This window comes from Streptomyces sp. NPDC001532 (assembly GCF_040298625.1).
In the GTDB taxonomy this organism is placed as follows: domain Bacteria; phylum Actinomycetota; class Actinomycetes; order Streptomycetales; family Streptomycetaceae; genus Streptomyces.
In genome coordinates, this window is sequence record NZ_JBEPAL010000004.1 from 153,097 (window position 1) to 178,435 (window position 25,339).

The 25,339-nt window shown below is 71.2% G+C and carries 22 protein-coding genes; 10 read left to right on the forward strand and 12 right to left on the reverse strand.

Annotated elements, in window-relative coordinates:
- The first annotated feature begins 65 nt into the window (after positions 1 to 65).
- Positions 66 to 656 carry a TetR/AcrR family transcriptional regulator gene (locus ABT232_RS06395; RefSeq protein WP_351836682.1) on the forward strand — a complete coding sequence of 197 codons (591 nt, stop codon included), beginning with the start codon at positions 66 to 68 and terminating at the stop codon, positions 654 to 656.
- Positions 657 to 1,341: 685 nt separating this feature from the next.
- Here ABT232_RS06395 and ABT232_RS06400 read toward each other — a convergent pair.
- The 3 genes from ABT232_RS06400 to ABT232_RS06410 all read right to left on the reverse strand — a co-directional run bounded on the left by ABT232_RS06400 (position 1,342) and on the right by ABT232_RS06410 (position 4,921).
- A complete protein-coding gene (locus tag ABT232_RS06400) occupies positions 1,342 to 1,953 on the reverse strand; it encodes a GNAT family N-acetyltransferase (protein WP_351836685.1) in 612 nt (203 codons plus the stop codon).
- Positions 1,954 to 2,130: 177 nt separating this feature from the next.
- Complete coding sequence (locus ABT232_RS06405; RefSeq protein ID WP_351836688.1) at positions 2,131 to 3,402, reverse strand: family 2 encapsulin nanocompartment cargo protein polyprenyl transferase; 1,272 nt, start codon at positions 3,400 to 3,402, stop codon at positions 2,131 to 2,133.
- Between the two features lie 112 nt (positions 3,403 to 3,514).
- Entirely contained in the window at positions 3,515 to 4,921 is a 1,407-nt protein-coding gene (locus ABT232_RS06410; RefSeq protein ID WP_351836690.1) for a family 2B encapsulin nanocompartment shell protein, read from the reverse strand.
- A 304-nt stretch (positions 4,922 to 5,225) separates the two neighbouring features.
- Here ABT232_RS06410 and ABT232_RS06415 point away from each other — a divergent pair, with 304 nt between their 5' ends.
- Positions 5,226 to 5,816 carry an N-acetylmuramoyl-L-alanine amidase gene (locus tag ABT232_RS06415; protein ID WP_351836692.1) on the forward strand — a complete coding sequence of 197 codons (591 nt, stop codon included), beginning with the start codon at positions 5,226 to 5,228 and terminating at the stop codon, positions 5,814 to 5,816.
- A gap of 30 nt (positions 5,817 to 5,846) precedes the next feature.
- Positions 5,847 to 6,764, forward strand: a complete 918-nt coding sequence (locus ABT232_RS06420; protein ID WP_351836694.1) for a 1-aminocyclopropane-1-carboxylate deaminase/D-cysteine desulfhydrase — start codon at positions 5,847 to 5,849, stop codon at positions 6,762 to 6,764.
- Here ABT232_RS06420 and fxsT read toward each other — a convergent pair.
- Both fxsT and ABT232_RS06430 read right to left on the reverse strand, forming a co-directional pair.
- Positions 6,761 to 9,685, reverse strand: a complete 2,925-nt coding sequence (gene fxsT, locus ABT232_RS06425; protein WP_351836695.1) for an FxSxx-COOH system tetratricopeptide repeat protein — start codon at positions 9,683 to 9,685, stop codon at positions 6,761 to 6,763. The genes ABT232_RS06420 and fxsT overlap by 4 nt on opposite strands.
- Positions 9,686 to 9,775: 90 nt before the next feature.
- Positions 9,776 to 11,371 (reverse strand): Na+/H+ antiporter, encoded by a 1,596-nt coding sequence (locus ABT232_RS06430; RefSeq protein ID WP_351836698.1) that lies wholly within the window; start codon positions 11,369 to 11,371, stop codon positions 9,776 to 9,778.
- A 61-nt stretch (positions 11,372 to 11,432) separates the two neighbouring features.
- Between ABT232_RS06430 and ABT232_RS06435 the strand changes: the two genes are divergently transcribed.
- The 3 genes from ABT232_RS06435 (at position 11,433) to ABT232_RS06445 (ending at position 13,517) form a co-directional block, all read left to right on the forward strand.
- Positions 11,433 to 11,693, forward strand: coding sequence for a UBP-type zinc finger domain-containing protein (locus ABT232_RS06435; protein ID WP_351836910.1), 261 nt, complete (start codon positions 11,433 to 11,435; stop codon positions 11,691 to 11,693).
- Positions 11,694 to 11,964: 271 nt separating this feature from the next.
- Positions 11,965 to 12,378 (forward strand): ATP-binding protein, encoded by a 414-nt coding sequence (locus ABT232_RS06440; protein ID WP_015657891.1) that lies wholly within the window; start codon positions 11,965 to 11,967, stop codon positions 12,376 to 12,378.
- A gap of 17 nt (positions 12,379 to 12,395) precedes the next feature.
- On the forward strand, positions 12,396 to 13,517 hold the full coding sequence (locus ABT232_RS06445) for an RNA polymerase sigma factor SigF (RefSeq protein ID WP_351836701.1): 1,122 nt from the start codon (positions 12,396 to 12,398) through the stop codon (positions 13,515 to 13,517).
- A 67-nt stretch (positions 13,518 to 13,584) separates the two neighbouring features.
- Here ABT232_RS06445 and ABT232_RS06450 read toward each other — a convergent pair whose 3' ends face one another.
- Positions 13,585 to 14,031, reverse strand: a complete 447-nt coding sequence (locus tag ABT232_RS06450) for a hypothetical protein (protein ID WP_351836703.1) — start codon at positions 14,029 to 14,031, stop codon at positions 13,585 to 13,587.
- A gap of 162 nt (positions 14,032 to 14,193) precedes the next feature.
- Between ABT232_RS06450 and ABT232_RS06455 the strand changes: the two genes are divergently transcribed.
- Together ABT232_RS06455 and ABT232_RS06460 are read left to right on the forward strand one after the other, a co-directional pair.
- Positions 14,194 to 15,162: a diacylglycerol/lipid kinase family protein gene (locus tag ABT232_RS06455; RefSeq protein WP_351836704.1), complete on the forward strand. Its 969-nt coding sequence runs from the start codon at positions 14,194 to 14,196 to the stop codon at positions 15,160 to 15,162.
- Positions 15,163 to 15,481: 319 nt separating this feature from the next.
- Positions 15,482 to 15,739, forward strand: coding sequence for a WhiB family transcriptional regulator (locus tag ABT232_RS06460; protein ID WP_003992873.1), 258 nt, complete (start codon positions 15,482 to 15,484; stop codon positions 15,737 to 15,739).
- 288 nt (positions 15,740 to 16,027) lie between these two features.
- Here ABT232_RS06460 and ABT232_RS06465 read toward each other — a convergent pair whose 3' ends face one another.
- Together ABT232_RS06465 and ABT232_RS06470 are read right to left on the reverse strand one after the other, a co-directional pair.
- Positions 16,028 to 17,494, reverse strand: coding sequence for a histidine kinase N-terminal domain-containing protein (locus tag ABT232_RS06465; RefSeq protein WP_351836912.1), 1,467 nt, complete (start codon positions 17,492 to 17,494; stop codon positions 16,028 to 16,030).
- A 436-nt stretch (positions 17,495 to 17,930) separates the two neighbouring features.
- Positions 17,931 to 18,653 carry a TetR/AcrR family transcriptional regulator gene (locus ABT232_RS06470; RefSeq protein WP_351836706.1) on the reverse strand — a complete coding sequence of 241 codons (723 nt, stop codon included), beginning with the start codon at positions 18,651 to 18,653 and terminating at the stop codon, positions 17,931 to 17,933.
- A gap of 96 nt (positions 18,654 to 18,749) precedes the next feature.
- On the opposite strand from ABT232_RS06470, the gene ABT232_RS06475 reads away from it, so the two are divergent.
- The gene (locus tag ABT232_RS06475; protein WP_351836708.1) at positions 18,750 to 19,502 is read left to right on the forward strand and encodes an SDR family oxidoreductase; all 753 of its coding nucleotides are present in this window, start codon (positions 18,750 to 18,752) and stop codon (positions 19,500 to 19,502) included.
- 40 nt (positions 19,503 to 19,542) lie between these two features.
- Here the strand turns inward: ABT232_RS06475 and ABT232_RS06480 are convergent, their stop codons facing one another.
- Positions 19,543 to 20,613, reverse strand: a complete 1,071-nt coding sequence (locus tag ABT232_RS06480) for an SIS domain-containing protein (RefSeq protein WP_351836711.1) — start codon at positions 20,611 to 20,613, stop codon at positions 19,543 to 19,545.
- A gap of 380 nt (positions 20,614 to 20,993) precedes the next feature.
- On the opposite strand from ABT232_RS06480, the gene nagB reads away from it, so the two are divergent.
- Positions 20,994 to 21,779 (forward strand): glucosamine-6-phosphate deaminase, encoded by a 786-nt coding sequence (gene nagB, locus ABT232_RS06485; RefSeq protein WP_351836713.1) that lies wholly within the window; start codon positions 20,994 to 20,996, stop codon positions 21,777 to 21,779.
- A 172-nt stretch (positions 21,780 to 21,951) separates the two neighbouring features.
- On the opposite strand, the gene ABT232_RS06490 is transcribed toward nagB, so the two are convergent.
- The 3 genes from ABT232_RS06490 to ABT232_RS06500 are packed head-to-tail and all read right to left on the reverse strand — an operon-like array spanning position 21,952 to position 25,261.
- Complete coding sequence (locus ABT232_RS06490) at positions 21,952 to 23,436, reverse strand: glycoside hydrolase family 3 protein (RefSeq protein ID WP_351836716.1); 1,485 nt, start codon at positions 23,434 to 23,436, stop codon at positions 21,952 to 21,954.
- Between the two features lie 8 nt (positions 23,437 to 23,444).
- Positions 23,445 to 24,275 (reverse strand): carbohydrate ABC transporter permease, encoded by an 831-nt coding sequence (locus ABT232_RS06495; RefSeq protein ID WP_351836719.1) that lies wholly within the window; start codon positions 24,273 to 24,275, stop codon positions 23,445 to 23,447.
- Entirely contained in the window at positions 24,272 to 25,261 is a 990-nt protein-coding gene (locus ABT232_RS06500; protein WP_351836722.1) for a carbohydrate ABC transporter permease, read from the reverse strand. The genes ABT232_RS06495 and ABT232_RS06500 overlap by 4 nt, the downstream gene beginning before the upstream one ends.
- Positions 25,262 to 25,339: the final 78 nt, after the last annotated feature.

Here is a 25,339-nt window from a genome sequence, read left to right on the forward strand (position 1 = left end):
TAGTGGTTGCAAGTGTTTCGATGGACGAGCCGGTGAAGTCGTTCAAGTGAGAGAGGGGATTCCGAATGGCCGGTAATCCGGAGCGCCGCGCGGCCCTGCTCGACGCCGGGATCGAGGTGCTGGCACGGGAGGGCGCCCGCGGGCTGACGTTCCGCGCGGTGGACACGGCGGCCGGGGTGCCGGTCGGCACCGCCTCCAACTACTTCGGCGGGCGCGACGACCTGCTGCGGCAGATCGACGGCCGGGTGCACACCCGGCTGACCCCCGACCCGGAGGTCCTGGGCGCACTGATGAAGGCCCCGAAGGACCGCGCGCTGGTCACCGCGCTGATGCACGACCTGATGACCCGCGTCACCGGTGACCGCACGGGCTATCTGGCCCTGCTCGAACTCCGCCTGGAGGCCACCCGCCGCCCGGAACTGCGCGCCTCGTACACCGAGTCCGTCCGCGGCGAACTGGAGTACGGCATGACGTTCCACCGGGAGGCGGGCCTGCCCGGCGGCGACGAGACGGTCGTCGTGCTCTACCTCGCCATGCTCGGCCTGATCCTCGAACAGGTGACCCTGCCCGGAGTCCTCGACGGCGTCCTCCCCGGAACGGGTGTCCCGGAGGAACTGGTGGAACGCATCGTGGCGAGGATCGTGCCGGAGCGGTGAGGGCCCGCCTGCGGCGGGCGGGGGAAGGGGAGCCGCCTCCGACGGGGGGTGGTGGGCCTCCGGCGCACGGTGAAGGGGTGGTGGGCCTCCGGTGGGGCGGTGAGAGCCATCGGCGGGGGCGGAGGGCAGCGGAGTTTGCGGGCTCGGCCGGCTCGGAGCGGCCTTGCGTCGGGTCAACGGGCGGGCAGGGGCGTGCTGTGCGGTCGGCCGGTGTGGGCACCTGCCGCCTACGGGGGCAGCCCGTGAGGGGCACGACCGTAGGTAGGCCGGTGTCGAGAACCGCCGCCCGGGCTCAGCCAGTGAGGGGAGGACCCCCTGTCGGGCCGGCCCGCGAGGACTCGCACCCTCGCAGGATCAACCCGTGAGGCATACGGCCCCTGCCAGGTCAGTCGACGCAGGGCTCGCGCCGACCTGGACCCAGCCGATGCAGGACCCACAGCTCCTGTCGCATCAGCCGGTGCGGCATACGGCTCCGTCGGGCCAGCCCGCGAGGGCTCGCCCCCCGGTCAACCGGCACGGCACAACACGCACAACGCGCACAGCCGCTGCGGACGCGGCCGATGCGGGACGCACGACCCCCACCGGATCAGCCGCTGAGGAATGCGGCTCCGTCGGGTCAGCCGGGGAGGGGATGCGAGCCCTTTGCGATCAGCCGGCGCAGGGCATCCGCCGCGCTCCCATGGGATCAGCCGGCGTCGGGCTCGCGCCACATGGGCCACATCGGTGGGCCGTCGGGCAGTTCCAGCACTCGGTCGGCCATGACCGCGAAGCCCAGCCGCTCGTACAGGCGGCGGCTGTCGGCGTTGCTCGCCTCCAGGTAGGCGGGCAGGCCGTCGCGGTCGCAGCGGTCCAGGACCGCCTGGATCAGCGCGCTGCCCAGCCCCTCGCCCCGCCGGTGCGGGGCGACGCCGATCATCCACAGGTAGGCGTGGGCGCGTTCGGCCGGGTGGATCTCCGCGGTGAGCCGGCCGATCAGCTCGACGCGCTCGTTCGCGGGGTCGACGGCCGCACGGACCAGGGCGGGTCCGTCGTCCTCGGCGGCGTGCCCGTCGTCCGGGCCGGCCGCGGGCACCGACAGCCAGAGCGCGCAGGCCGAGCCGTCCTCGGTGACGTCGATCCAGCCCTCGGCGAGCACGATGTCCGTGAACGCGGCCATCAGCCTGTGGTGCGTGGCGCGGAGGTACTCCTCATCAAGGAACACCCAGCGGCTGACCGGGTCGTCCCGGAACGCCTCGTCCAGCAGCCGGACGACCGCCTCCCGGTCCCCCTCCCCCGCAGCCCGGATCGCCACGCCCATGCCCACCCCTTCGTCCGCCCCAACCCGCCTGATCGGTACGGCGGTTGAGCGTAGTCGGTGGGTGGCCGAAGGCGTGGGGCGGGCCCCGCACACCGTGGGGATGTGCGGGACCCGCGAGCCGGAGCCTCCGGTGACCGTGCGGGGTCAGGAGCCGCACGGTCCCGAAGGCTCCGGGGTCTAGGTGGTACGCCGGGTGACGAACTCCGCGAGGGCGAGCAGCCCGCCCGCCGTCTCCGGGTCCGGGATGGCGCGGGCCAGTTCCTGCATCGCCCGGGCCATGTGGTCGGCCGCCTGGAGCTGGGCCCAGTCACGGCCGCCGGCCCGTTCCACCGCGAGCACGGCGGGCTCCAGGTCCCCACCGTCGTACGGCGCCCCGTACAGCTCGGCGAGTTCCGCGGCCGCCGGGGTGCCGGAGGCCAGCGCGGCGACGACCGGCAGGGACTTCTTGCGGGCGGCGAGATCCGCGCCGGCCGGTTTCCCGGTCCGGCTCGGGTCGCCCCATATGCCGATCACGTCGTCGATCAGCTGGAAGGCGAGCCCGGCCTCCCGGCCGAACGCGTCCAGCGCCTCGATGTCCTCGGCGGACGCCCCCGCGTACAGCGCGCCCACGGCGCAGGCGCAGCCCAGCAGCGCGCCCGTCTTGGCCTCGGCCATGACCAGCACCTCGTCGAGTCCGACGTCGGCGGGTGCGCGCCGCTCCAGGGCGGTGTCGGTCTGCTGTCCTTCGCACAGTTCGATCACGCAGGCCGCGAGCCGGGCCGCGGCGGCTGCCGACGCCGGGTGCGGGTCCTCGGCGAGCAGACGCAGGGCCAGTGCCTGAAGGGCGTCGCCGGCCAGGATGGCGTCGGGGTCACCGAACACCGTCCACGCGGTGGGGCGGTGTCTGCGTGTGGTGTCCCGGTCCATCACGTCGTCGTGCAGCAGCGTGAAGTTGTGCACCAGTTCCACCGCCGCGGCCGCGCGGACGGCCGCGGCCTGGGCCTGCGGGCCGCCGAGGGCGGCGGCCGCGGCCAGGACGAGGGCGGGGCGGATGGCCTTGCCCGCGTTGCCGGAGGCGGGAGTGCCGTCCGCGTGTTCCCAGCCGAAGTGGTAGCGCGCCACCCTGCGCATGGAGCTGGGTAAGGAGTCGACGGCGGCGCGCAGTTCGGGGTCGACGGAGGCGCGGGTGCGCTCCAGGATCACCGTCGCCTCGTGCCCGTCGAGCCGGCCCGGCTCGTCCTCCGGGCTCCCGCCCGTGGGCGTGACCGTATCCCTCTCCCTGTCCCCGCCCCTGTCTGTGTCCTTGCCGGTGTCCTTGCCGGTGTCCTTGTCGGTGTCCTTGTCGGTGTCTGTTTTCGACTGGTGTGGCGCGTCGTGGACGGTGAGCGTGTCGGAGGACTGCCGCGGGCCTGCGACGCCTGCGAGCGTCCTGCCGGGGAGCTGCTCGGCCTGTGTCATGGACTCGGTCACGGCATCCCCCTCACAACGTCCGCGGACGGTGGCACGTCCGCTCCGGTCGGGCGCGTACCCGGAGGATGTACCCGCCCTGCCGGGCGGGGACACTGCCTCTGGGCGACCAGGGTCACCGCCAGCGGCCGATCTCGACGTTCTCCAGGACGCCGAGGGCGTCGGGCACCAGGACCGCCGCCGAGTAGTAGGCCGTCACGAGGTACTTGATGATCGCCTGCTCGTTGATGCCCATGAACCGCACCGACAGGCTGGGCTCGATCTCGTCCGGGATGCCGGACTGCCGGAGGCCGATGACGCCCTGGTCCGCCTCGCCGAGACGCATCGCGATGATGGAGGTGGTGCGGGCCTCGGTGACCGGGATCTTGTTGCAGGGGTAGATCGGCACTCCGCGCCAGGTCGGGATGCGGTTGCCGCCGACGTCGATGGTCTCGGGCACCAGGCCCCGCTTGTTGAGCTCGCGGCCGAACGCGGCGATGGCGCGCGGGTGGGCGAGGAACAGCTTGGTGCCGCGCCGGCGGCTCAGCAGCTCGTCCATGTCGTCGGGGCTGGGGACGCCGTCGTGCGGCTGGATCCGCTGGTCGTACTCGCAGTTGTTGAGCAGGCCGAACTCGCGGTTGTTGACCAGTTCGTGCTCCTGGCGCTCCTTGAGCGCCTCCACGGTGAGCCTGATCTGCTGCTCGGTCTGGTTCATCGGCTGGTTGTAGAGGTCCGCCACGCGGCTGTGGATGCGCAGCACGGTCTGGGCGATGCTCAGTTCGTACTCGCGGGGCCGGGCCTCGTAGTCGACGAAGGTGTGCGGGATGTCCGGCTCGCCGGTGTGGCCGGCCTCCAGCTCGATCTGCTTCTCGCCGTACTTGTTGGTGCGCTGGCGGGGCAGCGAGCGCTGCTGGTCCAGGTGGCCGCGGAGGGATTCGGCGCGCTCGGCGACCTGCTCGAAGTCCTGCCGGGCCAGGGTGAGGACGGTGCACGGGGTGATCGCGCGGGCCGTGTACTCCCAGATGGCGTCCGGGTCGAGCAGCGCCTGCTCGCCGAGGTAGGAGCCGTCGGCCTGGACGCCGAGGCTCTCGTCGTCGCCGTAGGGGCCGGTGCCGATCTTCTCCACGCGGCCGTGCGCGATCAGGTAGACCTCGTCGGTCTGGCTGCCGAAGGAGGCGATGACCTCGCCCGCGGCGATCTCCCGCTGCTGGCAGCGCCGGGCGAGTTCGCTCAGGACCTCCTCGTCCTCATAGGACCGCAGCGCGGGCAGCTCGCCGAGTTCGGCGGGGATGACCTCGACGCGGTCGCCGGTCTTCACGAAGGTGATGCGTCCGTCACCCACCGCGAAGGTCAGCCGTCGGTTCACCCGGTACGTGCCGCCCTGTACGTCCACCCACGGGAGCATGCGCAGCAGCCAGCGGGAGCTGATCTCCTGCATCTGGGGAACGGACTTGGTGGTGGTGGCCAGGTTCCGCGCGGCCGCCGTTCCGAGACTCTGCTGCGGCTTGCCCTGCTCCGTGCGGACCTCTTCGCCTACCGACATAAGGAATTGCCCTCCCGGTCATGCCCGGCCGGCGATCTGCCGCCAGGCACCGATCTCGCCCCCAACCCTTCCATCACGCAACGTGCTCGTGCTATTACCCGAAAGAGCGGGAATGGATCATCGTCGGCCGGGGCACACATAGGGACCCCCCACAGGGTGACGACGGCGCGAACGTCCGGAAGCGCGCTGTCCGGATCGGCTCGCACGCTGTGCGAACACAGGGTTCCGGTCCGTCGCGCCTCGGTACAAACGGCACGAGGCGGTCGCGACGGGCGGCCGTCACGCAGCACCGAAGGGGGCGCTCATGGCCTCACCGATGTCCGCGGACCGGTTCCTCGAAGCCCTGCGGGCGGAAGGCGTCAGGGTCGTCGAAGTGGGCGACTGGCGGCACCACAACCGCAACCACAAGGGGCCCTGGGGCCCCGTGCACGGCGTGATGATCCACCACACGGTCACCAAGGGCAGCAAGCGGACCGTGGAGCTGTGCCGGGACGGCTACGAGGACCTGCCGGGTCCGCTGTGCCACGGCGTCATCACCAAGGACGGCACCGTCCATCTCGTGGGCTACGGCCGCGCCAACCACGCGGGCAAGGGCGACGACGACGTGCTGCGCGCGGTGATCGCGGAGAAGGGTCTGCCGCACGACAACGAGGCGAACACCGACGGCAATCGCCGCTTCTACGGCTTCGAGTGCGAGAACCTCGGCGACGGCGTGGATCCCTGGCCGAAGGCCCAGCTGGAGGCCATCGAGCGGGCCGCGGCGGCGATCTGCCGCCACCACGGATGGACGGAGCGCTCGGTGATCGGGCACAAGGAGTGGCAGCCCGGGAAGGTGGACCCGCGCGGCTTCACCATGGAGTCGATGCGGGAGCGGATCCGGGACCGGCTGAAATGAGGTTCCGGCGGCGGGAGTGACAATGGTGGCGTGACCAGCCACGACGCCTCCCTTGCCGCTCTCGGCCGGCCCCGGCTGCCCTCTCCCGTGCAGGAGGTGCGGGACGAGCGGTTCGCCCGCCGCGGCGTGTGTCTGCTGCTCAAGCGCGACGACCTCGTCCATCCCGACCTGGTCGGCAACAAGTGGCGCAAGCTCGCGCCCAACCTCACGGCGGCGGCCGGCCGGACCGTCCTCACCTTCGGCGGCGCGTACTCCAACCATCTGCGGGCCACCGCCGCCGCGGGCCGGCTGCTCGGCCTGCCCACGGTCGGCGTGGTCCGCGGCGACGAACTGGCGGACCGCCCTCTCAACCCCTCCCTGGCCCGCTGCGCGGCCGACGGCATGCGGCTGCACTTCGTCGACAGATCGACGTATCGTCACAAGACGGATCCGGCCACTCTCGCGCGGGTGCTCCGCGCGGCCGACGCCGAGCACGCCTACGTCGTCCCCGAGGGCGGCAGCAACGCGCTCGCGGTACGCGGCTGCCAGGCCCTCGGCGAGGAACTGCGCGGCCGGGCCGACGTGGTGGCGGTGGCCTGCGGCACCGGAGGCACACTGGCGGGACTCGCGGCCGGAACCGGGCCCGAGCAGCGGGTCCTCGGGATACCCGTGCTCAAGGGCGGCTTCCTCGGCGACGAGATACGGGCGTTGCAGAAGCGGGCGTTCGACGGGCCCCGGGGTGACTGGTGGCTCGACGAGCGGTTCCACTTCGGGGGTTACGGCCGCACCACGCCGGAACTCCACGCCTTCGCAGAGGAGTTCGAGGAGCGGCATGGGGTGGGAGTGGAACGTCTGTATGTCGCCAAAATGCTGTACGGGCTTTTCGCTCTGGCGGGGGAAGGGGCGTTCGCGGAGGGGACGACGGTGGCAGCCGTGATCACCGGAACGCCCGAGCGGATGTCCGCCTAGCGCGATCTGCGGCCGAACTTGCGGGCCGGCTTCTTCTTGGCCATGAGCTTCTGCGCTTTGAACTTCTTACCCATGGCGGTGTAGGCCTCGGCGAGCAGGTGGGTGGAGCGCCGGGTGTCCTCGTGCTCGTCGCCGAGCGTGCGGCGCTGGCGGGCGCGTACGTCTTCCAGGAGTTCGGTGCCCTGGGTGAAGGCCCGGAGCTGGAGCAGGTTGAAGGCGAGGCTGAAGCCGCTTCTGAGCGTGTCCCGGTGGTCGGGTCCCAGGGCCCGACGGCGGCGGGCGAGCGTGGCCTCGTGCATCTGCTGGGCTTCCTGGTACTTGCCCGCCCGGGACAGCGTCGCGGCGAGGTTGTGGGCGGATGAGAAGCAGTCCGGATGGTCCTCACCGAGGATGCGGAGCCTGCGCTCCAGTGTGTCCTGGTGCAGAAGGCGCGCCTCTGTGTGGTCGTGCAGCTCGGCCATCGTCACGGCCAGCCCCTCGGCGGACGCCAGGGTGTCGGGGTGATCGTGGCCCAGGACCCGGCGCAGGCGGGCCAGCGCGTCCGTCTCCAGTTTCCGTGCTTCCGTGAGCCTGCCCAACGCATGCAGTGTGCTGCCGAGGGCCCGACTCGCGCTGAGGGTGGTCGGATGGTCGTCGCCGAGCACGGTGCGGCACTTCAGCAGCGTGTCCTCCAGGAGGCGGCACGACTCGGTCGTCTCTCCGAGGTTGGCCAGGCTGTTGCCGAGGTTGATGGCGGAGGCGAACGTGGTCAGGTGGCTGTCGCCGAGGACGCGACGGCGCCGGGCGAGCGCATACTCGTGCATGGCACGCGACTCCTCGTACCGCGTCAGGGAGCTGAGGTAGGCGCCTCGGTTGTCGGCCGACTGGAGGGTGTCCGGGTGGTCGTCGCCGAGGATCCGCTGACGGCGCGCCAGGGTGTCCTCGTTGACCCTGAGCGCGTCCTCGTAGAGGCCGAGCCGGCCGAGGATCGACGCGAGGTCGTTCGCCGACTGGAGGGTGTCCACGTGATCGTCCCCGAGCGTGCGCCGCCGCCGTACCAGTGTGTCCTCGATGATGGGCCGGGCGCCTTGCAGGTCACCGAGGTCGGCCGTGGCGTGGCCCAGGTACTGCATGCAGGTCAGGACGTCCGGGTGGTCCGGCCCCAGCCGCGCCGTCCATGCCTCCCGCAGCTCGGCGGCGAGCTCCGCGGCGGGCTGTGGCTGGCCGCTGCGGATCAGGAAGTGGATCGCGTCGCACAGCGCCGGCCGGAGCCCGGCCCGCGCGGCGACGTCGATGTGCCGCGCGGTGAGGTGGGAGGTCAGGCTCGCCCAGGTCGGCCAGTTCTCCGCGCGCTGCTGCTCGCCGGGTCTCACCGCGGCCAGCACGGTGGCCACGTCGTCGTGGACCGACGCGGCCTCCACGGGATCCACCTGGTCCCGCAGCACCGCCTGGGTCAGCCGGTGGACCTGGAACGCCTCGTGGTCGATGCGGGCCAGTCCGAAGCGGCTCAGTCGCTGGAGTGCCGCCTGGAGCCACATCGGGTCGTCCGGGTCGCCCGGGATCGTCGTCAGCCGGCGCCGCGCCTCCTCCAGCCACGCCGTGGGAATCGGCTCGGGCCCAAGGAACGCGGCCAGCCGCAGCAGTGCGGCCGCGTCGGGGTGGTCCTCGGCCAGGCCGGCCGTCGCGATGCCGACGGTCGCGGCGAGGGGCGCCGGATAGCCGGGGACCTCTCCCTCTTGCAGGATGCGGGCCGTGCTCTCCGTCAGCAGCCGACGGTAGCGGTCCACCGTCATGCCGTTGCCGATGACACCCGCGGCCTGGGCGAGGGCCAGCGGCAGGTCGCCGAGGTCTCGGGCGAGCGCCTGGGCCTGTTCCTCGGCGATGCCGGGGATGCGTTTGCCGAGGTAGGCGAGGGAGTCCTCGCGGGTGAAGACGTCCAGGGCCAGCGGATGGGCGATGTCGCGCCAGTTGGGGTTGCGGGAGGTGATCAGGACGTGGCCGGGGCCTTCGGGGAGCCAGTTCTCGATCTGGCCGGGGTTCTCGGCGTTGTCCAGGATGATCAGCCAGCGCGACCGGTCGCGCAGATGGTTCAGCAGCGTACGGGCGTTGTGCTCGGCGCTGGCCTCGGGGTTGGCGATGCCGACCCGGTCGGCGAGCTCGGTGTAGTGGACGGGCAGTTGGTCGGCCTGTTCCGCGTCGATCCACCAGACCAGGTCGTACTGGTCGGCGAAGCGGTGGGCGTACTCCAGGGCGATCTGGCTCTTGCCGATGCCGCCGAGGCCGTGCAGCGCGTAGGCGACGGTGTCGCGGCCGCCGAGCAGCCCCTCGCGCAGCTCGACGAGGACCGCCTCGCGGCCGGAGAAGTCGGCGTTCTTCCGCCGTACGTTCCACACCTCGGCCCGCTTGCTGCTGTCCGGCAGCCGGGGCCTGGCGCCCCCGGCCGTCCCGCCCGTCCCGGCGTCGTCGGGCGGGACCGCCGGGCCGGTGCCCGGCGCGGCGGGTGCGGCGCCGGGGAACGGCGGCGGGGCGCTCGGCCGTCCGCCGCCGTTGACCGCCGCCAGGAGGGCGGCGAGCGCACCCTCCTCGTCGAGGCCGTGGAGGTCCTTGCGGACCCTGGTGGCGAGCATCGCGGGGACGTCGTGGTTGGTGAGCGGTTCGACGGCGAGCGGGATGACGCGGTCACGGCGGGCCACGGCGGCGGTCCACTCCTCGCCGGTCCAACGGCCCGGTTCGAAGTACGACTTGGAGAACAGCGCCACGACCGCGTCGGCCTGCCGCAGCCCTTCGTCCATGCGCTGCACGAAGTCGTCGCCGGTGCGCCAGTCCCACACGTCGAGCATCACCTGGTGGCCGTTGCGCTCAAGGTGGTAGCCGACCCACTCGGCCCAGGTGCGGTCCGCGCCCGCGTAACTGATGAAGTACCGCTGTGCGGCGCCGGTCATCGAGCCCCCCGAGTCACCCTGGCGATCGCCGTGTTCTGCCTGTGCGGTCAATGATCCCCCCTCGCACCGACAACGCGTGGGGGCATCACATCACGTCGTCTCCCGGTACGCCGCCGCTTCCTCCAGGTCCAGCCGGCGCAGCAGCGTCCGCAGCATCTCGTCGTCGATGTAGCGCAGGTCGCGCAGCTTGACGAAGACCTCCCGCTCGGCGCCGATCATCTCGCCGGCGAGCCTGCGGTAGGTGTCGTCGGCGGTCTCCCCGGTGATCGGGTTGGGCTGGCCCAGACGTTCCCACACGGCGTTGCGGCGGCGTTCCAGGACGGTGCGCAGCCGGTCGGCGAGCGGCTCCGGCAGGGCGTTGCGCTCGTCGGTGAGAAGTTCGTCGAGGCGCTGTTCGGCGGCGCGGGAGGCCTGCGCCTGGGCGTTGGCCTCGGCCAGGGTCTCGGCCTGGAGGTCGCGGCCGGGCAGGCGCAGCAGCCGGATCAGGGGCGGCAGGGTGAGGCCCTGGACGACGAGGGTGCCGATGACCGTGGTGAAGGTGAGGAAGAGGATCAGGTTGCGGCCGGGGAAGTCCTCGCCGCCGTGCATGGTCGCCGGGATGGAGAAGGCGATGGCCAGGGAGACCACGCCGCGCATGCCGGCCCAGGAGATGATGAACGCCCCCTTCCAGGAGGGGTTGTCCTCCCGTTCGCGTATCCGCGCGGAGAGTGCGCGTGGCAGGAAGGTCGCCGGGTAGACCCAGACGAACCGGGCGACGACCACCACCAGGAAGACGGCGAAGGCGTACCAGGCGGCGTCCGCGCCCTCGTACTCCCCGAGCCCGCGCAGGACCACCGGCAGTTGCAGGCCGATGAGCGCGAACACCGCCGACTCCAGGACGAAGGCGACCATCTTCCAGACGGCGTCCTCCTGGAGGCGGGTGGCGAAATCGACCTCCCACGCGCGGTGGCCGAGATACAGGGCGACCACCACGACCGCCAGGACGCCGGAGGCGTGCACCTGTTCGGCGACGCCGTAGGCCACGAACGGGATCAGCAGGGAGAGCGTGTTCTGCAGCAGCGCTTCCTTGACGTGGGTGCGCAGCCAGTGGATGGGCACCATCAGCACCAGTCCGATGCCGATGCCGCCGACCGCCGCGACCAGGAACTCACCGACCCCTTCGGCCCAGGTGGCGCCCTCGCCGACGACGGCGGCGACGGCCACGCGGTAGGCGGTGATCGCGGTGGCGTCGTTCACCAGGGACTCGCCCTGGAGGATGGTGGTGATCCGGGACGGCAGCCCCACGCGGCGGGCGATCGCCGTGGCGGCGACCGCGTCCGGCGGCGCGACCACGGCCCCCAGCACCAGCGCTGCGGTCAGCGGCAGCCCGGGCACGATCAGATACGCGGCCCAGCCGACGGCGACCGTCGCGAAGAGCACGTATCCCACGGACAGCAGTGCGACGGGCCGCACTTGTGCGCGCAGGTCGAGGTAGGAGCTGTCGGTGGCCGCGGTGTGCAGCAGCGGGGGCAGCAGGAGCGGCAGCACGATGTGCGGGTCCAGGGTGTAGTCCGGGATGCCCGGGATGTAGGAGACCGCCAGTCCGGCGGCGACCAGCAGCAGCGGGGCCGGCACCGGTGTGCGGCGGCCCGCCGCGGCGATCGCGGCACTGCCTGCCACCAGCAACAGCAGTGGCATCACGTCCATGGTTCTCGCCCGCCCTCGTTTTTCGCGCGGTCATCCGCACACCCGTCGTAATCTGGCAATCATGAAACAGTGCACGCACGCCGACGCGCTGCCGCACCCGGAACCCTCCGCGCTGAGCGAGACGTGTCCCGAGTGCCTGGCGGCCGGTACGCACCCGGTACAGCTGCGGCTGTGCCTCACCTGCGGTCACGTCGGCTGCTGCGACTCGTCGCCGGGCCGGCACGCCACAGATCATCACGAAAAGTCGGGGCATCCGGTGATGCGCACGTTCGAACCGGGTGAGAATTGGCGTTGGTGCTTCGTCGACCACGTGCTCGTGTGACCCGTTCGTGACCCCGGATCCGGACGGTTCGAGCGTCTGACGCCGGGGTACGTCAACCCGGCGCGCCCTGTTCCGAATTGGGACCGCCCACCCTCTAGCCACTGTGCGTGTTCACGTGTTTACTATGAGTGACAGCAGGGGGTTGGGGTCCCAGGGGACAGGAAAATCGAGAGCGCGGTAGCGTCACCGCTGAACCACACATCGCGTTACCCCGGGGGGCGACCCTCGGCCCCGTGAAGCTTGTAGAGCTTGTACCACCTTGGAGGTGAGGGTGTCCCAGATCGCAGGCGAGCCCGCGACCCAGGACTTCGTCGAAGTCCGGCTGCCGGCTGCGGGTGCCTACCTGTCGGTGCTGCGGACGGCCACGGCCGGCCTCGCGGCCCGTTTGGACTTCACCCTCGACGAGATCGAGGACCTTCGCATCGCGGTGGACGAGGCCTGCGCGATCCTGTTGCAGCAGGCCGTGCCCGGCTCGGTGCTCAGTTGCGTCTTCCGGCTCGTCGACGACTCGCTGGAGGTCACCGTCTCCGCGCCGACCACGGACGGTCACGCCCCCTCGCGGGACACCTTCGCCTGGACCGTCCTGTCCGCCCTCGCGGGCAAGGTCTCCTCCGCCGTGGACGACGACAAGACCGTTTCGATCAGCCTCTACAAACAGCGCGGCGCGGGACCCGGGCCGGCGTGAGGAACGGGGACGGGCCGGTGCGGGACGAAGAGCGCGGCACACGGGAGCTGCCGGCCGAGGAGACGGGCGGGCCCGTCGGTCCGGCCGATCCGGACGGACCGGGCGGTTCCCGACGCATGGCGGACGGCATCGACGGCATCCCCGAGCAGGCCCGGCCGCACCCGGAGGAGGACTCCCCTCGGGCGGACCTCTCCGGCGACGGGCAGCGGGATCAGGACAGTGCCGTGCAGGGCGCGCCTGTGGAGCGGCGGAACGGGGGCTTCCCTGTCCGGGCCGAGGCGCGGGCTCGGGGAAGGGCGACGGGCGGGACGATGAGCGAGCACGAGCGAAATTCCGAGGACGACGCGGCGAGCGCGCGGAACGCGCCGGCCGCTCACCACGACCCTCAGGACCGCAGCGGGGCGCGTGCCCTGTTCATCCGGCTGCGCACGCTGAAGGAGGGCAGCCCGGAGTACGCGGAGCTGCGCAACCAGCTGGTCCGGATGCACCTGCCGCTCGTCGAGCACCTCGCGCGCCGCTTCCGCAACCGCGGCGAGCCGCTGGACGACCTCACCCAGGTCGCCACCATCGGGCTGATCAAGTCGGTCGACCGCTTCGACCCGGATCGCGGCGTCGAGTTCTCGACGTACGCGACCCCGACGGTCGTCGGCGAGATCAAGCGGCACTTCCGGGACAAGGGCTGGGCGGTGCGGGTGCCGCGCCGGCTCCAGGAACTGCGGCTCTCGCTGACCACGGCCACCGCGGAGCTGTCCCAGCTGCACGGCCGCTCCCCCACGGTGCACGAGCTGGCCGAGAAGCTGGCGATCTCGGAGGAGGAGGTCCTGGAGGGCCTGGAGTCCGCCAACGCCTACTCCACGCTGTCCCTGGACGTCCCCGACACGGACGACGAGTCCCCGGCCGTCGCCGACACGCTGGGCGCGGAGGACGAGGCGCTGGAGGGCGTGGAGTACCGGGAGTCGCTGAAGCCTCTCCTGGAGGACCTCCCACCCCGTGAGAAGCGGATTCTGCTGCTGCGCTTCTTCGGGAACATGACGCAGTCGCAGATCGCGCAGGAGGTCGGCATCTCGCAGATGCACGTCTCCCGGCTGCTGGCCCGGACCCTGGCGCAGCTGCGGGAGAAGCTCCTCGTGGAGGAGTAGACGTTCAGCGGCGGGACGCTGAGCGGTGGACGGGGCGGCCGTGCAGCGGCTCCGTCAGCAGCGGTGGCTACTTGTCGGCGTTGCCGGGCCCGCGGATCCCGAGGGCCCGGGTCGTCTCGGGGTTGATCAGCAGGACCAGCGCCGCGACCGCCACGACCGCCAGCGCGATCCCGGCCGGGATGGCCATGCTGTCGGCCTGGAGCAGGTTGTAGGCGACGGGCAGCGCCATGATCTGCGTGATCACCGCCGGTCCCCGGCTCCAGCTGCGGCGGGCCAGCAGGCCGCGGGCCGCGATCAGCGGCAGCAGCGCGAGCGCGATCAGTGTGACGCCGCCCGTGACGGCCTGCTGCCGGTCGTCCGGCTCGCCGGTCAGTCCGAGGACGAGCATCCAGATCCCGCCGGCCACCAGTGCCAGCCCTTCGAGCGCGGCCAGCGCCGCCGCGGCGGTCAGCCGGACAGGACGCGGGCCCGCCTCTTCGGCGGCTTCGGTGCTGGGGTTCTGCGCAGAGCTCACTCCAGCAGGGTAGCGGCCGGGCCGGCCCACCGCGGCTCCCCCTCCTCCCGCCCTCCCACACCCCCGCTCCCCCGCGCTCGTGTCAAGGTTCACGCCCCGAACTCCTGTGTGATCCCTCTTCCGGTCTGGGCCAGGTACCACCCAGTAGGTACGCTGCCATCCATGCGTGCACTTCTCGTGGTCAATCCGGCGGCAACCACCACAAGCGCACGTACGCGCGATGTGCTGATCCACGCTCTCGCGAGCGAGATGAAGCTGGAGGCGGTCACCACCGAGTACCGCGGCCATGCGCGCGACCTCGGCCGGCAGGCGGCGGACAGCGAGGACATAGAGCTGGTCGTGGCCCTCGGCGGCGACGGCACGGTCAACGAGGTCGTCAACGGCCTCCTGCACGCGGGGCCTGATCCGGACCGTCTGCCGGGCCTGGCCGTGGTCCCCGGCGGCTCCACCAATGTCTTCGCCCGCGCCCTGGGCCTGCCCAACGACGCGGTGGAGGCGACCGGCGCCCTGCTGGACGCGCTGCGCGAGGGCCGCGAACGGACGGTCGGCCTGGGGCTCACCTCCGGGACGCCCGGCACCGACGACGAGGCCGTCCCGTCCCGCTGGTTCACCTTCAACGCGGGGCTCGGCTTCGACGCGGGCGTGGTCGGCCGGGTCGAGCAGCAGCGCGAGCGCGGGAAGAAGTCCACGCACGCTCTGTATGTGCGCCAGGTGGTACGCCAGCTGCTCGGTGAGTCCCATCGCCGGCACGGGACGATCTCGCTCGAGCAGGACGGCGAGGAACTGGCGACCGATCTGGTGCTGTCCATAGTCTCGAACACAGCCCCGTGGACGTTCCTCGGCAATCGCCCCATGTATGCGTCGCCTAAGGCGTCGTTCGACACCGGCCTCGACGTATTCGGTCTCAGCCGTCTGTCCACGGCCGCGGTTGCCCGGTATGGCACCCAGTTGCTCACTTCGTCCCCCGACCGCGGACCTCAGGGAAAGCACGCCACCTCCCTGCATGACCTGACCCGGTTCACCTTGCATTCGAAGGTCCCCCTCCCCCTTCAGATGGACGGTGACCACCTGGGGCTGCGTACGAGCGTGACGTTCACAGGCGTACGCCGTGCACTGCGTGTGATTGTGTGAGCAGAAGGGGCCAAAGTCCTTTCACTCGAACGTTTAGGCCAGGATCCACCCCATGGAAGTACGGCTGTGACCTAGTCGACACCGAGGAATCAAAAAAAACTTTCCGGAAGGGGTTGTATCCGCCGCTGAGGTTTGCGAGTCTCTACGTGGCGATCGGGACGGCCCGCAAGACCAGCCTCCACAGATCACCGGAACCCCTCTCCAAATCACAGGACCTCGCCGGCGAACCTGGCGATCGGCCCTTCACTTGTTGAGGGATTCGTGAAAGCGTTCACATTCACAAGCACCCTGCACGTAATACCAAGGAGAGGTAGCAGCCATGGACTGGCGTCACAACGCCGTTTGCCGCGAGGAAGACCCCGAGCTCTTCTTCCCCATCGGCAACACCGGTCCTGCGCTGCTGCAGATCGAGGAAGCCAAGGCCGTCTGCCGTCGCTGCCCGGTGATCGAGCAGTGTCTGCAGTGGGCGCTTGAGTCCGGCCAGGACTCGGGCGTCTGGGGTGGTCTCAGCGAGGACGAGCGCCGTGCCATGAAGCGCCGCGCCGCCCGCAACCGGGCCCGTCAGGCCTCCGCCTGACACACCCACCCCGCTGACAGCCTGAGCTTGGCGGCGCGTACAGCGAGTACGCAACTCCCGCCCCCGAGCACGCAGCGCGCAGTACCCCCGATGCGCTTAGCAAACGAGCAGAGCAGCAGCGAGCACTAGCCTCGGACCGACCAAGGTCCGGGGCTCTTTGCTTTCCCCTCACGGCCGACCCGGGTGCTCGGCGGCGGACTCGGGGGCACGTCCTGGGGACCGCGCCCTGGTGAGGCACGCCCGGAGGGGCGCGCCTCACCAGGGATCTCGCCTTCCGCGGGTGGAGGCCTACTTCTGCGCCCGCACCGGGATGTCCAGCAGCACCTGGGTGCCTCGTTCCGGTGCCGGGACCATGTCGAACGTACCGCCCAACTCGCCCTCCACCAGGGTGCGTACGATCTGCAGGCCCAGGTTGCCGGAGGTGTGCGGGTCGAAGCCGGCGGGCAGGCCGACGCCGTCGTCCTGGACGGTGACCAGCAGGCGGGCCTCCTTGGAGGTGCCGCCGCGGACCGCCGAGACCTCGACGGTGCCGGTGTCCCCCTCGCGGAAGCCGTGCTCCAGCGCGTTCTGCAGCACCTCGGTCAGCACCATGGACAGGGGGGTGGCGACCTCGGCGTCGAGGATGCCGAAGCGTCCGGTGCGGCGGCCGGCCACCTTGCCCGGGGAGATCTCGGCGACCATCGCCAGCACCCGGTCGGCGATCTCGTCGAACTCCACGCGCTCGTCCAGGTTCTGGGACAGCGTCTCATGCACGATGGCGATCGATCCGACCCGTCGGACCGCCTCTTCGAGCGCCGCGCGGCCGCGCTCGGACTCGATGCGCCGGGCCTGGAGGCGCAGCAGGGCGGCCACCGTCTGGAGGTTGTTCTTCACCCGGTGGTGGATCTCCCGGATGGTGGCGTCCTTGGTGATCAATTCGCGCTCGCGGCGGCGCAGTTCGGTGACGTCCCGCAGCAGCACCAGCGAGCCGATACGGGTGCCCTTGGGCTTGAGCGGGATCGCCCGGAACTGGATGACCCCGTCGTTGGCCTCGATCTCGAACTCGCGCGGCGCCCAGCCGCTGGCGACCTTCGCGAGCGCCTCGTCCACGGGCCCGTGAGTGGGGGCGAGTTCGGCGGTGGTCCGGCCGAGGTGGTGGCCGACGAGGTCGGCGGCGAGGCCCATGCGGTGGTAGGCGGAGAGGGCGTTCGGGGAGGCGTACTGGACGGTGCCGTCCGCGTCGAGCCGGATCAGGCCGTCGCCCACGCGGGGCGAGGCGTCCATGTCGACCTGCTGGTTGGCGAAGGGGAAGGCGCCGGCCGCGATCATCTGGGCGAGGTCGGAGGCGGACTGGAGATAGGTCAGCTCCAGTCGGCTCGGGGTGCGCACGGTGAGCAGGTTGGTGTTGCGCGCGATGACGCCGAGGACGCGTCCTTCCCGTCGTACGGGGATCGACTCGACCCGTACGGGGACCTCCTCGCGCCACTCGGGGTCGCCCTCGCGGACGATCCGGCCCTCGTCGAGCGCGGCGTCCAGCATGGGGCGGCGGCCGCGCGGCACCAGGTGGCCGACCATGTCGTCCTGGTAGGAGGTCGGGCCGGTGTTCGGCCGCATCTGCGCGACGGAGACGTAGCGGGTGCCGTCCCGGGTGGGCACCCACAGGACCAGGTCGGCGAAGGAGAGGTCGGAGAGCAGCTGCCACTCCGACACCAGCAGATGGAGCCACTCGAGGTCGGAGTCGTCGAGGGCGGTGTGCTGGCGGACCAGTTCGTTCATGGAGGGCACGTGTGCGAGCGTACCCGGCGGTTTGTACGGCTCAGAAATACGCGGGTCGTACGCCGCCGAAATGTACGGGCCCGAAGACACCCGCGGGCCGCGGCGCCTGGGAGGGACCCTCAACCCTCCCGGCACCGCAGCCCGGAGCAACAACGGCCGCGGGGTGTGCGGTCCCGGTCGGCCGAAGGATGAGGAGCCGGGGCAGTCAGGGCAGAGAGCCCGGTTCCTCGGTCCGTCTTCCTGTGCGGGGAAGACGGAGGCTTGTTCCCACGCGTGGGAGCTACTGCACAGCGGGGGCTTTCCACAAGTATGAACTACAACGATTGTGGACTAGACCACTCCGCGTGTCCATGCGTCGGAGACTGTTTGTTGTCGAAGACCGTGCGGCGCGGGCCGCCTCTACCTTATCGGCGCTTGGCAGCCTAACCCGCCCCGGTCACTTCCGGGGCCAGATGGTCATGGCAATTTCGGCGAGCGCCTCCAGTTCCACCCGGCTCGCGCCGTCGCGCGCCTGCTGGGACATCCCCTGGATGATCGCCCCGGTGTACCGGGCCAGCGCCGCTGCGTCGGTGCCGGCCGGCAGCTCCCCCGAGGCGACGTCCGCTCTTATACGGCTCTCGAAGGCGGCGATGTTGGCGTTGCGCCGGTCCCGCAGGGACCGCTCCACCTCGGGAGTGGTGCAGTTGGTGGCGGCGTGGACGACGAGGCAGCCGCGCGGGCGGCCGGGGGCGGTGTACTCGGCGGCGGCCTCCCGCAGTATGCGCCGCACGGCGTCCCGGACGGTGGGCTCCTCGTCGAGAGCGCGGGTGCCGAAGGAGCCGTAGCGCACCCCGTACACCTCCACGACCTCGTTGAACAGCGCCTGCTTGTCGCCGAAGGCCGAGTAGAGGCTGGGGGCGCCGATGCCCATGGCGCGGGTGAGGTCGGAGACGGAGGTGGCCTCGTATCCGTTCTCCCAGAAGGCCAGCAGCGCCTTCTCCAGGGCGGTCTCCCGGTCGAAGGAGCGGGGACGGCCACGGCCGCGGCCACGGGGCTTGGCGGCGGGAGCCGGCACGGCGGCCGAGGTGAGGGCGGGTTCGGGAGCGGGTTCGGGAGCGGGCGCATCGGCGGGGCCGGTCTGCGTATCCGCCCTCGTGTCGGTCTCCTGCTTGCTCACCATGGAGTGCATTTTATAGCGCCCACTAGACAATTGTCAGCGGCGTGCTCTACGGTTTTTTTGTATCGATCACTAGCTTATTGCGAAGGGGGCGTCGGCATGGGCGCGCTGACCGGCAGGACGGCACTCGTCACGGGGGCGAGCAGGGGTATCGGGCGAGGCATCGCCGAGCGGCTGGGCCGCGACGGAGCGCGGGTGGCGGTGCACTACGGCACCAACGAGGCAGCGGCGAAGGAGACGGTCGCGGCGATCGAGGCGGAAGGCGGCTCGGCCTTCGCGATCGGCGTGGAGCTGGGCCGCCCCAAAGACGCCGAGGACCTGTGGTCCGAGTTCGACCGGCACGCGGACGGCGTCGACATCATCGTGAACAACGCCGGGATCGGCACGTCCTCGCCCCTGGAGGGGATCGGCGAGGAGGAGTACGACCGGGTCTTCGCGGTCAACGTGAAGGCGCCCCACTTCATCGTCCAGCACGGCCTGGGCCGGCTCCGCGACGGCGGCCGCATCGTCAACATCTCCTCCGGCCTGGCCCGCACGGCGGTGATGCCGGACAAGATGGCCTACGCGATGACCAAGGGCGCGCTCGACGTCTTCACCCGCGACCTGTCCAAGATCCTCGGCCCCCGGGGCATCACGGTGAACTCGGTGGCCCCAGGCATCATCGACACCGACAACACCGCCGAGTTCCTGCACCGCACCGAGAACGGCTGGGCCCAGGCCGCGGCGATATCGGCGCTGGGCCGGGTGGGCGAGCCGGCGGACGTCGCCGACGTGGTGGCGTTCCTGGCCTCCGACGGGGGCCGGTGGATCACGGGGAGCTGGGTGGACGCCACGGGCGGGTCGCTGACCTGAGGCGCGGCGAGGAAGCGCGGGGCGCGATGCCGGGCCCGGTTCAGCGGGTCTCCGTCACCTTGGCCAGGGCTCGCGGGGCGTCAGGGTCCTGGCCGCGGGCGATGGTGACCTCGTAGGCGAGCAGCTGGAGCGGGATGATCTCCAGGATCGGCTGCACCTCCTCGGCGATGCCCTCGGTGGGCAGGACGAAGCCGGCCGATGCCTGCTCGACCTGGCGCCTGGGGCCGAAGACCACCAGATCGGCACCACGGCCGCGCAACCGGTCGAGGACCGGCTGAAGCGCCTCGCCACCCCTGCCGTCGGTGACGACCGCGATGACCGGGGACACGTTGTCGACCATGGCGAGCGGGCCGTGCAGCAGGTCCGCGCCGGAGTATGAGAGGGCGGGGATGTAGCTGGTCTCCATCAGCTTGAGAGCGGCCTCCTTGGCCGTGGGATAGCCGTAACCGCGCGAGGTGATCACCATGCGTCCGGCGAACCGGTAGCGGGCGGCGAGGGCACGCACCTCGTCCTGCCGGGCCAGCAGCTGCGCGGCGAGGTCGGGGAGCGGCTTCGCGGGCGCGCCGTCGCCGCCGCGCAGGCCCTCGCCGAACAGATAGAGCGCGAGGAGAGAGGCCGTGTACGTCTTCGTCGCGGGCAGGGCCTTCTCCGGCCCGGCCAGGATGTCGATGTGGTACTCGGCGACGCCGGCCAGCGGAGAGTCCGGGTTGTTGGTCACCGCGAGAGTGATCGCGCCCGCCTGGCGGGCGGCCCGGGTGGAGCCGACCAGGTCCGGGGAGCCGCCGGACTGACTGACGGTGACGACGAGGACATCGGTGAGATCGGGGCGGGCACCGTAGGCGGTGATGGTCGACATGGAGGTGAGCCCACACGGCAGTCCGTGGCGGATCTCCAGAAGGTACTTGGCGTAGAGCGCGGCGTTGTCCGAGGTGCCGCGGGCGGTGAGCAGCACGAAGCGGGGCTTGCGGGCGGCGATCTCCTGTGCGACCCGGTGGATGTGCGGCGCGCCGTCCGTCAGCAGCCGCCGCAGCACGGCCGGCTGCTCGCCCATCTCACGGGACATGATCCGGCCCGGGACGTCGGTGTGGGGGTCCGGTGGGGTGGCGGTCATGGGTCCTCCGGGGCGGCGGCGGGGGTGGGAGGGCTTGGGGGGTGGGGCGGGAGGGGAGGGGGAGGGCCCCCAAAGGGAAGTGCGGCACGGCAAGGCAAGCTCCAGCTCCCATTCCACTCCCCCACACCCCAACCCGCCCCTCCAACGCGGACCCACACCCCAACCCGCCCCTCCAACGCGGACCCACACTCCAACCCGCCCCTCCAATGCGGGCCCACACCCCCTCCCCCACCCCGGACGAGGCCCCCGCCCCTCCCCCGCCCCCGCCTCGCCACCCCCTCGAATGCCTGGGACGGCAGGCCCGGCTCTGTTAGATTGGTCTAAACCACATAGCCCTTTCGGGTGTCTTCGAGTCCCCTCTTCAGATCGGCAGGCCCAGCGTGGAAGTTGTCATCGTTCCGGACGCCGAGGCCGGCGGCGAGCTGATTGCCGAGGCCATGGCTCAGCTGCTCCGGCGCAAGCCCGACGCCCTGCTCGGTGTGGCCACCGGCTCGACCCCGCTGCCCATCTACCAGGCCCTGACGGCCAAGGTGCGCGCCGGTGCCGTGGACGCCTCGCGAGCCCGGATCGCGCAGCTCGACGAGTACGTGGGGCTGCCGGCGACGCATCCGGAGTCGTACCGGTCCGTGCTGCGGCGCGAGGTGCTGGAGCCGCTGGGGCTGGAGATGGACGCGTTCATGGGGCCCGACGGTGAGGCCGCGGACGTGCAGGCCGCCTGCGAGGCGTACGACCGGGCGCTCGCCGAGGCCGGCGGGGTGGATCTTCAGCTGCTCGGGATCGGGACGGACGGGCACATCGGGTTCAACGAGCCGTGTTCCTCCCTGGCCTCGCGTACGCGGATCAAGACGCTGACCGAGCAGACCCGGGTCGACAACGCGCGCTTCTTCGACGGTGACATCGACCAGGTCCCGCATCACGTGATCACGCAGGGCATCGGGACGATCCTGGAGGCGCGGCATCTGGTGCTGCTGGCCACCGGTGAGGGCAAGGCCGATGCCGTCGCCGCGACGGTGGAGGGTCCGGTCACCGCGGTGTGTCCGGCCTCGGCGCTCCAGCTGCACCCGCACGCCACCGTGGTGGTCGACGAGGCGGCGGCGTCCAAGCTGAAGCTCGCGGACTACTTCCGGCACACGTATGCGAACAAGCCGGAGTGGCAGGGGATCTAGCGTCCGGCCTGGGAGCACACCAGGCACTCGCCGGCCGGCCCGGAAACACACCAGGCACCCGCCGGCCGGCCTGAGAGCGCACCAGGCACCCACCCCCCTCCGGATGCCGAAAGGCGCCGGGTTCCCTTGGGAACCCGGCGCCTTTCGCGTCGTGCGGTGTGGGCGGCGAGGGCTACGCGCCCGCGATGATCTCCGCTGCCGCGCGGCCGCAGACGCGGGCCGCGCCGTGGGTCGCCAGGTGCAGGGCGCCGCGGGCCGGGGCCTGCGGGACGCCCATCTCGACGACGACGGTGTCGGGGCGGGCGGTCAGCAGGGTGTCGAGGGCGGCGGCCATCCAGGGGTGGCGGTGCTCGTCGCGGACGACGGCGACGATCCTGCGGCTTCCGGCTGCCGTGAGGGCGGCGGTGCCGGCGTCGGCGCCGGTGAAGGTGCCGGACTCGGTGCCGGGAAGCAGTCGGCCGAGTTCGGCGGTGACGCCCCAGGGGGTCTCGTCGCCGACGGCGATGTTGGCGACGGGGGTGAGCGTGGCGACGTAGGGCGCTTGGGTGAGCGGGGTGAAGGCGTCGGCGCCGGTGGCTCTCAGGGCTCTGCGGGCCGCTCGCAGGCCGACGTCGCCGGTGTCGGCGCGCTGCGCGCCGCTGTGGGCTTCGGCCGTCCAGCGGGCCAGTGCCCGGACGCGTTCCGCGGCGTCGGCCAGTCGTTCCTCGGCGAGTTCGCCGGAGCGTACGGCGGCGACGAGGGCGTCGCGCAGGCGTCGTACGGTCTCGTCGTCGGCGAGGCCGCCGCCGACGCAGATGGCGTCGGCGCCCGCGGCGATGGCGAGGACGCTGCCGCGTTCGATGCCGTAGGTGGCGGCGATGGCCTGCATCTCCATGCCGTCGGTGACGATGAGGCCGTCGTAGCCGAGTTCGCCGCGCAGCAGGTCGGTGAGGATGCGGTGGGACAACGTTGCCGGGCGGTCGGGGTCGAGGGCGGGGACGAGGATGTGGGCGCTCATCACCGCTCGGGTGCCGGCCTCGATGGCGGCGCGGAAGGGTGCCAGTTCGCGGTCGCCGAGGACGACGGGGTCCACGTCGATGCGGGGCAGGGCGTGGTGGGAGTCGACGGCGGTGTCGCCGTGGCCGGGGAAGTGCTTGGTGCAGGCGGCGACGCCGGCGGCCTGGAGGCCGGTGACGTAGGCGGCTGTGTGGCGGGCGACGAGGGCGGGGTCGGCGCCGAAGGAGCGGACGCCGATGACCGGGTTGTCGGGGTTGGAGTTGACGTCGGCGGAGGGGGCCCAGTTGAAGTTGACTCCGCAGGCGGCGAGGCGGCGGCCGAGTTCGTGGGCGACCTCGCGGGTGAGTTCGGCGTCGTCGACGGCGCCGAGGGCGTGGTTGCCGGGGAAGGAGGAGCCGGTGCGGACCTCCAGGCGGGTGACGTCGCCGCCTTCCTCGTCGATGGCGACGAGGACGTCGTCGCGTTCGGCGCGGAGCTGGGCGGTGAGGGCGGCGAGTTGTTCGGGGCCGGCGATGTTGCGGCCGAAGAGGCCGACGGAGGCAAGGCCTTCGCCGAGGCGGCGGAGCAGCCAGTCGGGTGCGGTGGTGCCGGTGAAGCCGGGCTGGAGGACCGTCAGCGCGTCACGTGTGAGGGTGTCGGTTTCGCTGGCGAATGTCGTCATCGAGGGGGTTATCCCTTCACGGCGCCGGCGGTCAGGCCGCTGACGGCCTTGCGCTGGAGATAGACGAAGAGGATGAGGATCGGGACGGCGAAGAGGGAGGAGGCGGCCATGGTGGCGCCCCAGTCGTCGCCGAAGGCGGTGCGGAAGCTGGAGAGCCACAGGGGCAGGGTCTGGGCCTCGGCTTCCTTGTTGAGGACCAGGACCAGCGCGAACTCGTTCCAGGCGGTGATGAAGCCGAACAGGGAGGTCGACATCAGGCCGGGGGCGAGCAGCGGCAGGATGACCTTGAGGAAGGCCTGGACTCGGGTGCAGCCGTCGACCATGGCGGCCTCCTCCAGTTCCATCGGCACGGCGGCGACGAAGCCGCGGAGCGTGAGGATGGTGAAGGGGAGGATCATCATCATGTAGAAGAGCGTCAGCGGGACGAGGCTGTTCAGCATCGAGGCGTCCCGGACGATCATGTACATCGCGATGACCATGACTTCCCAGGGGGCCATCTGGGCGAGCATGAAGCCGATGATGAAGCCGCGGCGTCCCTTGAAGCGCATGCGGGCCAGGGCGAAGGAGCCGGCGAGCGCGACGACGAGGGAGAGGACGACCGCGAGGACGGTCACGATCAGTGAGTTGGTGACGTAGGTCCAGAAGTGGTCGACGCCGGTGGCGGTCTTGAAGTGCTCGAGGGTGATGTCGGTGGGGAACCAGACGGGGTCCTCGGAGATGATGTCGCCGGTCGGCTTGAAGGCCGTGGAGAACATCCAGTACACGGGGAAGACGAAGCCGATGAACAGGACGACGGCCGTGACGTTGGGCCACAGGCGGCCGAAGAGCGAGCGCTTCACAGCTCGTCCTCCTCTTGCTTGAGCACGATCCGCAGGTAGTAGGCGGTGAGGCCGAGCAGGATCAGGATGGTCAGGACGGCGATCGCCGCGCCCATGCCGTAGTGCTGGTTGCCGACGCCTTCGATGTAGGCGTAGACGGGCAGGATCTCGGTGAGCCGGTCCGGGCCGCCGCCGTTGATGGTGAAGACCTGTACGAACGCTTTGAAGATCCAGATGATCTCCAGGAACGTGGTGGCGTAGAGGAAGGGGCGCAGGGTCGGCAGGGTGACGGTGGTGAAGCTGCGCCAGGCGCCGGCGCCGTCGAGGGAGGCGGCTTCGTAGAGTTCGACGGGGATGGTGGTGGTGGCCGCGTAGAGGTTGATCGCGACGAACGGGATGGACATCCAGACGATCAGTACGGTGACGACGAAGAACGTCGACATCTGGCTGCTGGTCCAGCTGTAGTCGGCCATGGAGTGCCAGCCGAGTTTGTCCAGGACCCAGTTGACGACGCCGAAGCGCTGGGCGAAGAGCCACTGGTAGACGGTGGTCGCGGCGACGACCGGCATGGCCCAGGCGAGGACCAGTCCGACCAGCAGGGTGAGCCGCATCTTGGGGCCGAGGCGGGCGAGCAGTAGGCCGACCAGGGCGCCGAGCAGCATGGTCAGGACGACGTTGACCGCCGTGAACAGGATGGAGCGGAGGGTGACGCGCCAGAAGTCCTCTCCGGTGAGGACTTCTTTGTAGTTGTCGATGCCGTTCCACTCGGTGACGTGCTGGATCAGCTGCGCCATGTTGAGGTTCTGGAAGGACAGCAGGATGTCCTTGAGCAGCGGCCAGCCGAGCAGCAGCACGGTGGCCGCGCAGGCCGGCAGCAGCAGGAGGTAGGGGCCGAGCGCGCCGGCGCGGGGCGCGGTTTTCGGGGTGGGCCTGCCGGTTGCTCCGTCGTCCGCCCCCTTGCGGACGTCCGCCGGGCCGGAGGGCGGCCGTTCGGTCTGCACGGTCATGCTCGCCATCTCTTCTCTAGAGCTACGACTGTCGCGGGGCGGGGGCCGCACGGTGGCCCGTCCGGTGGCCGGCCGGAG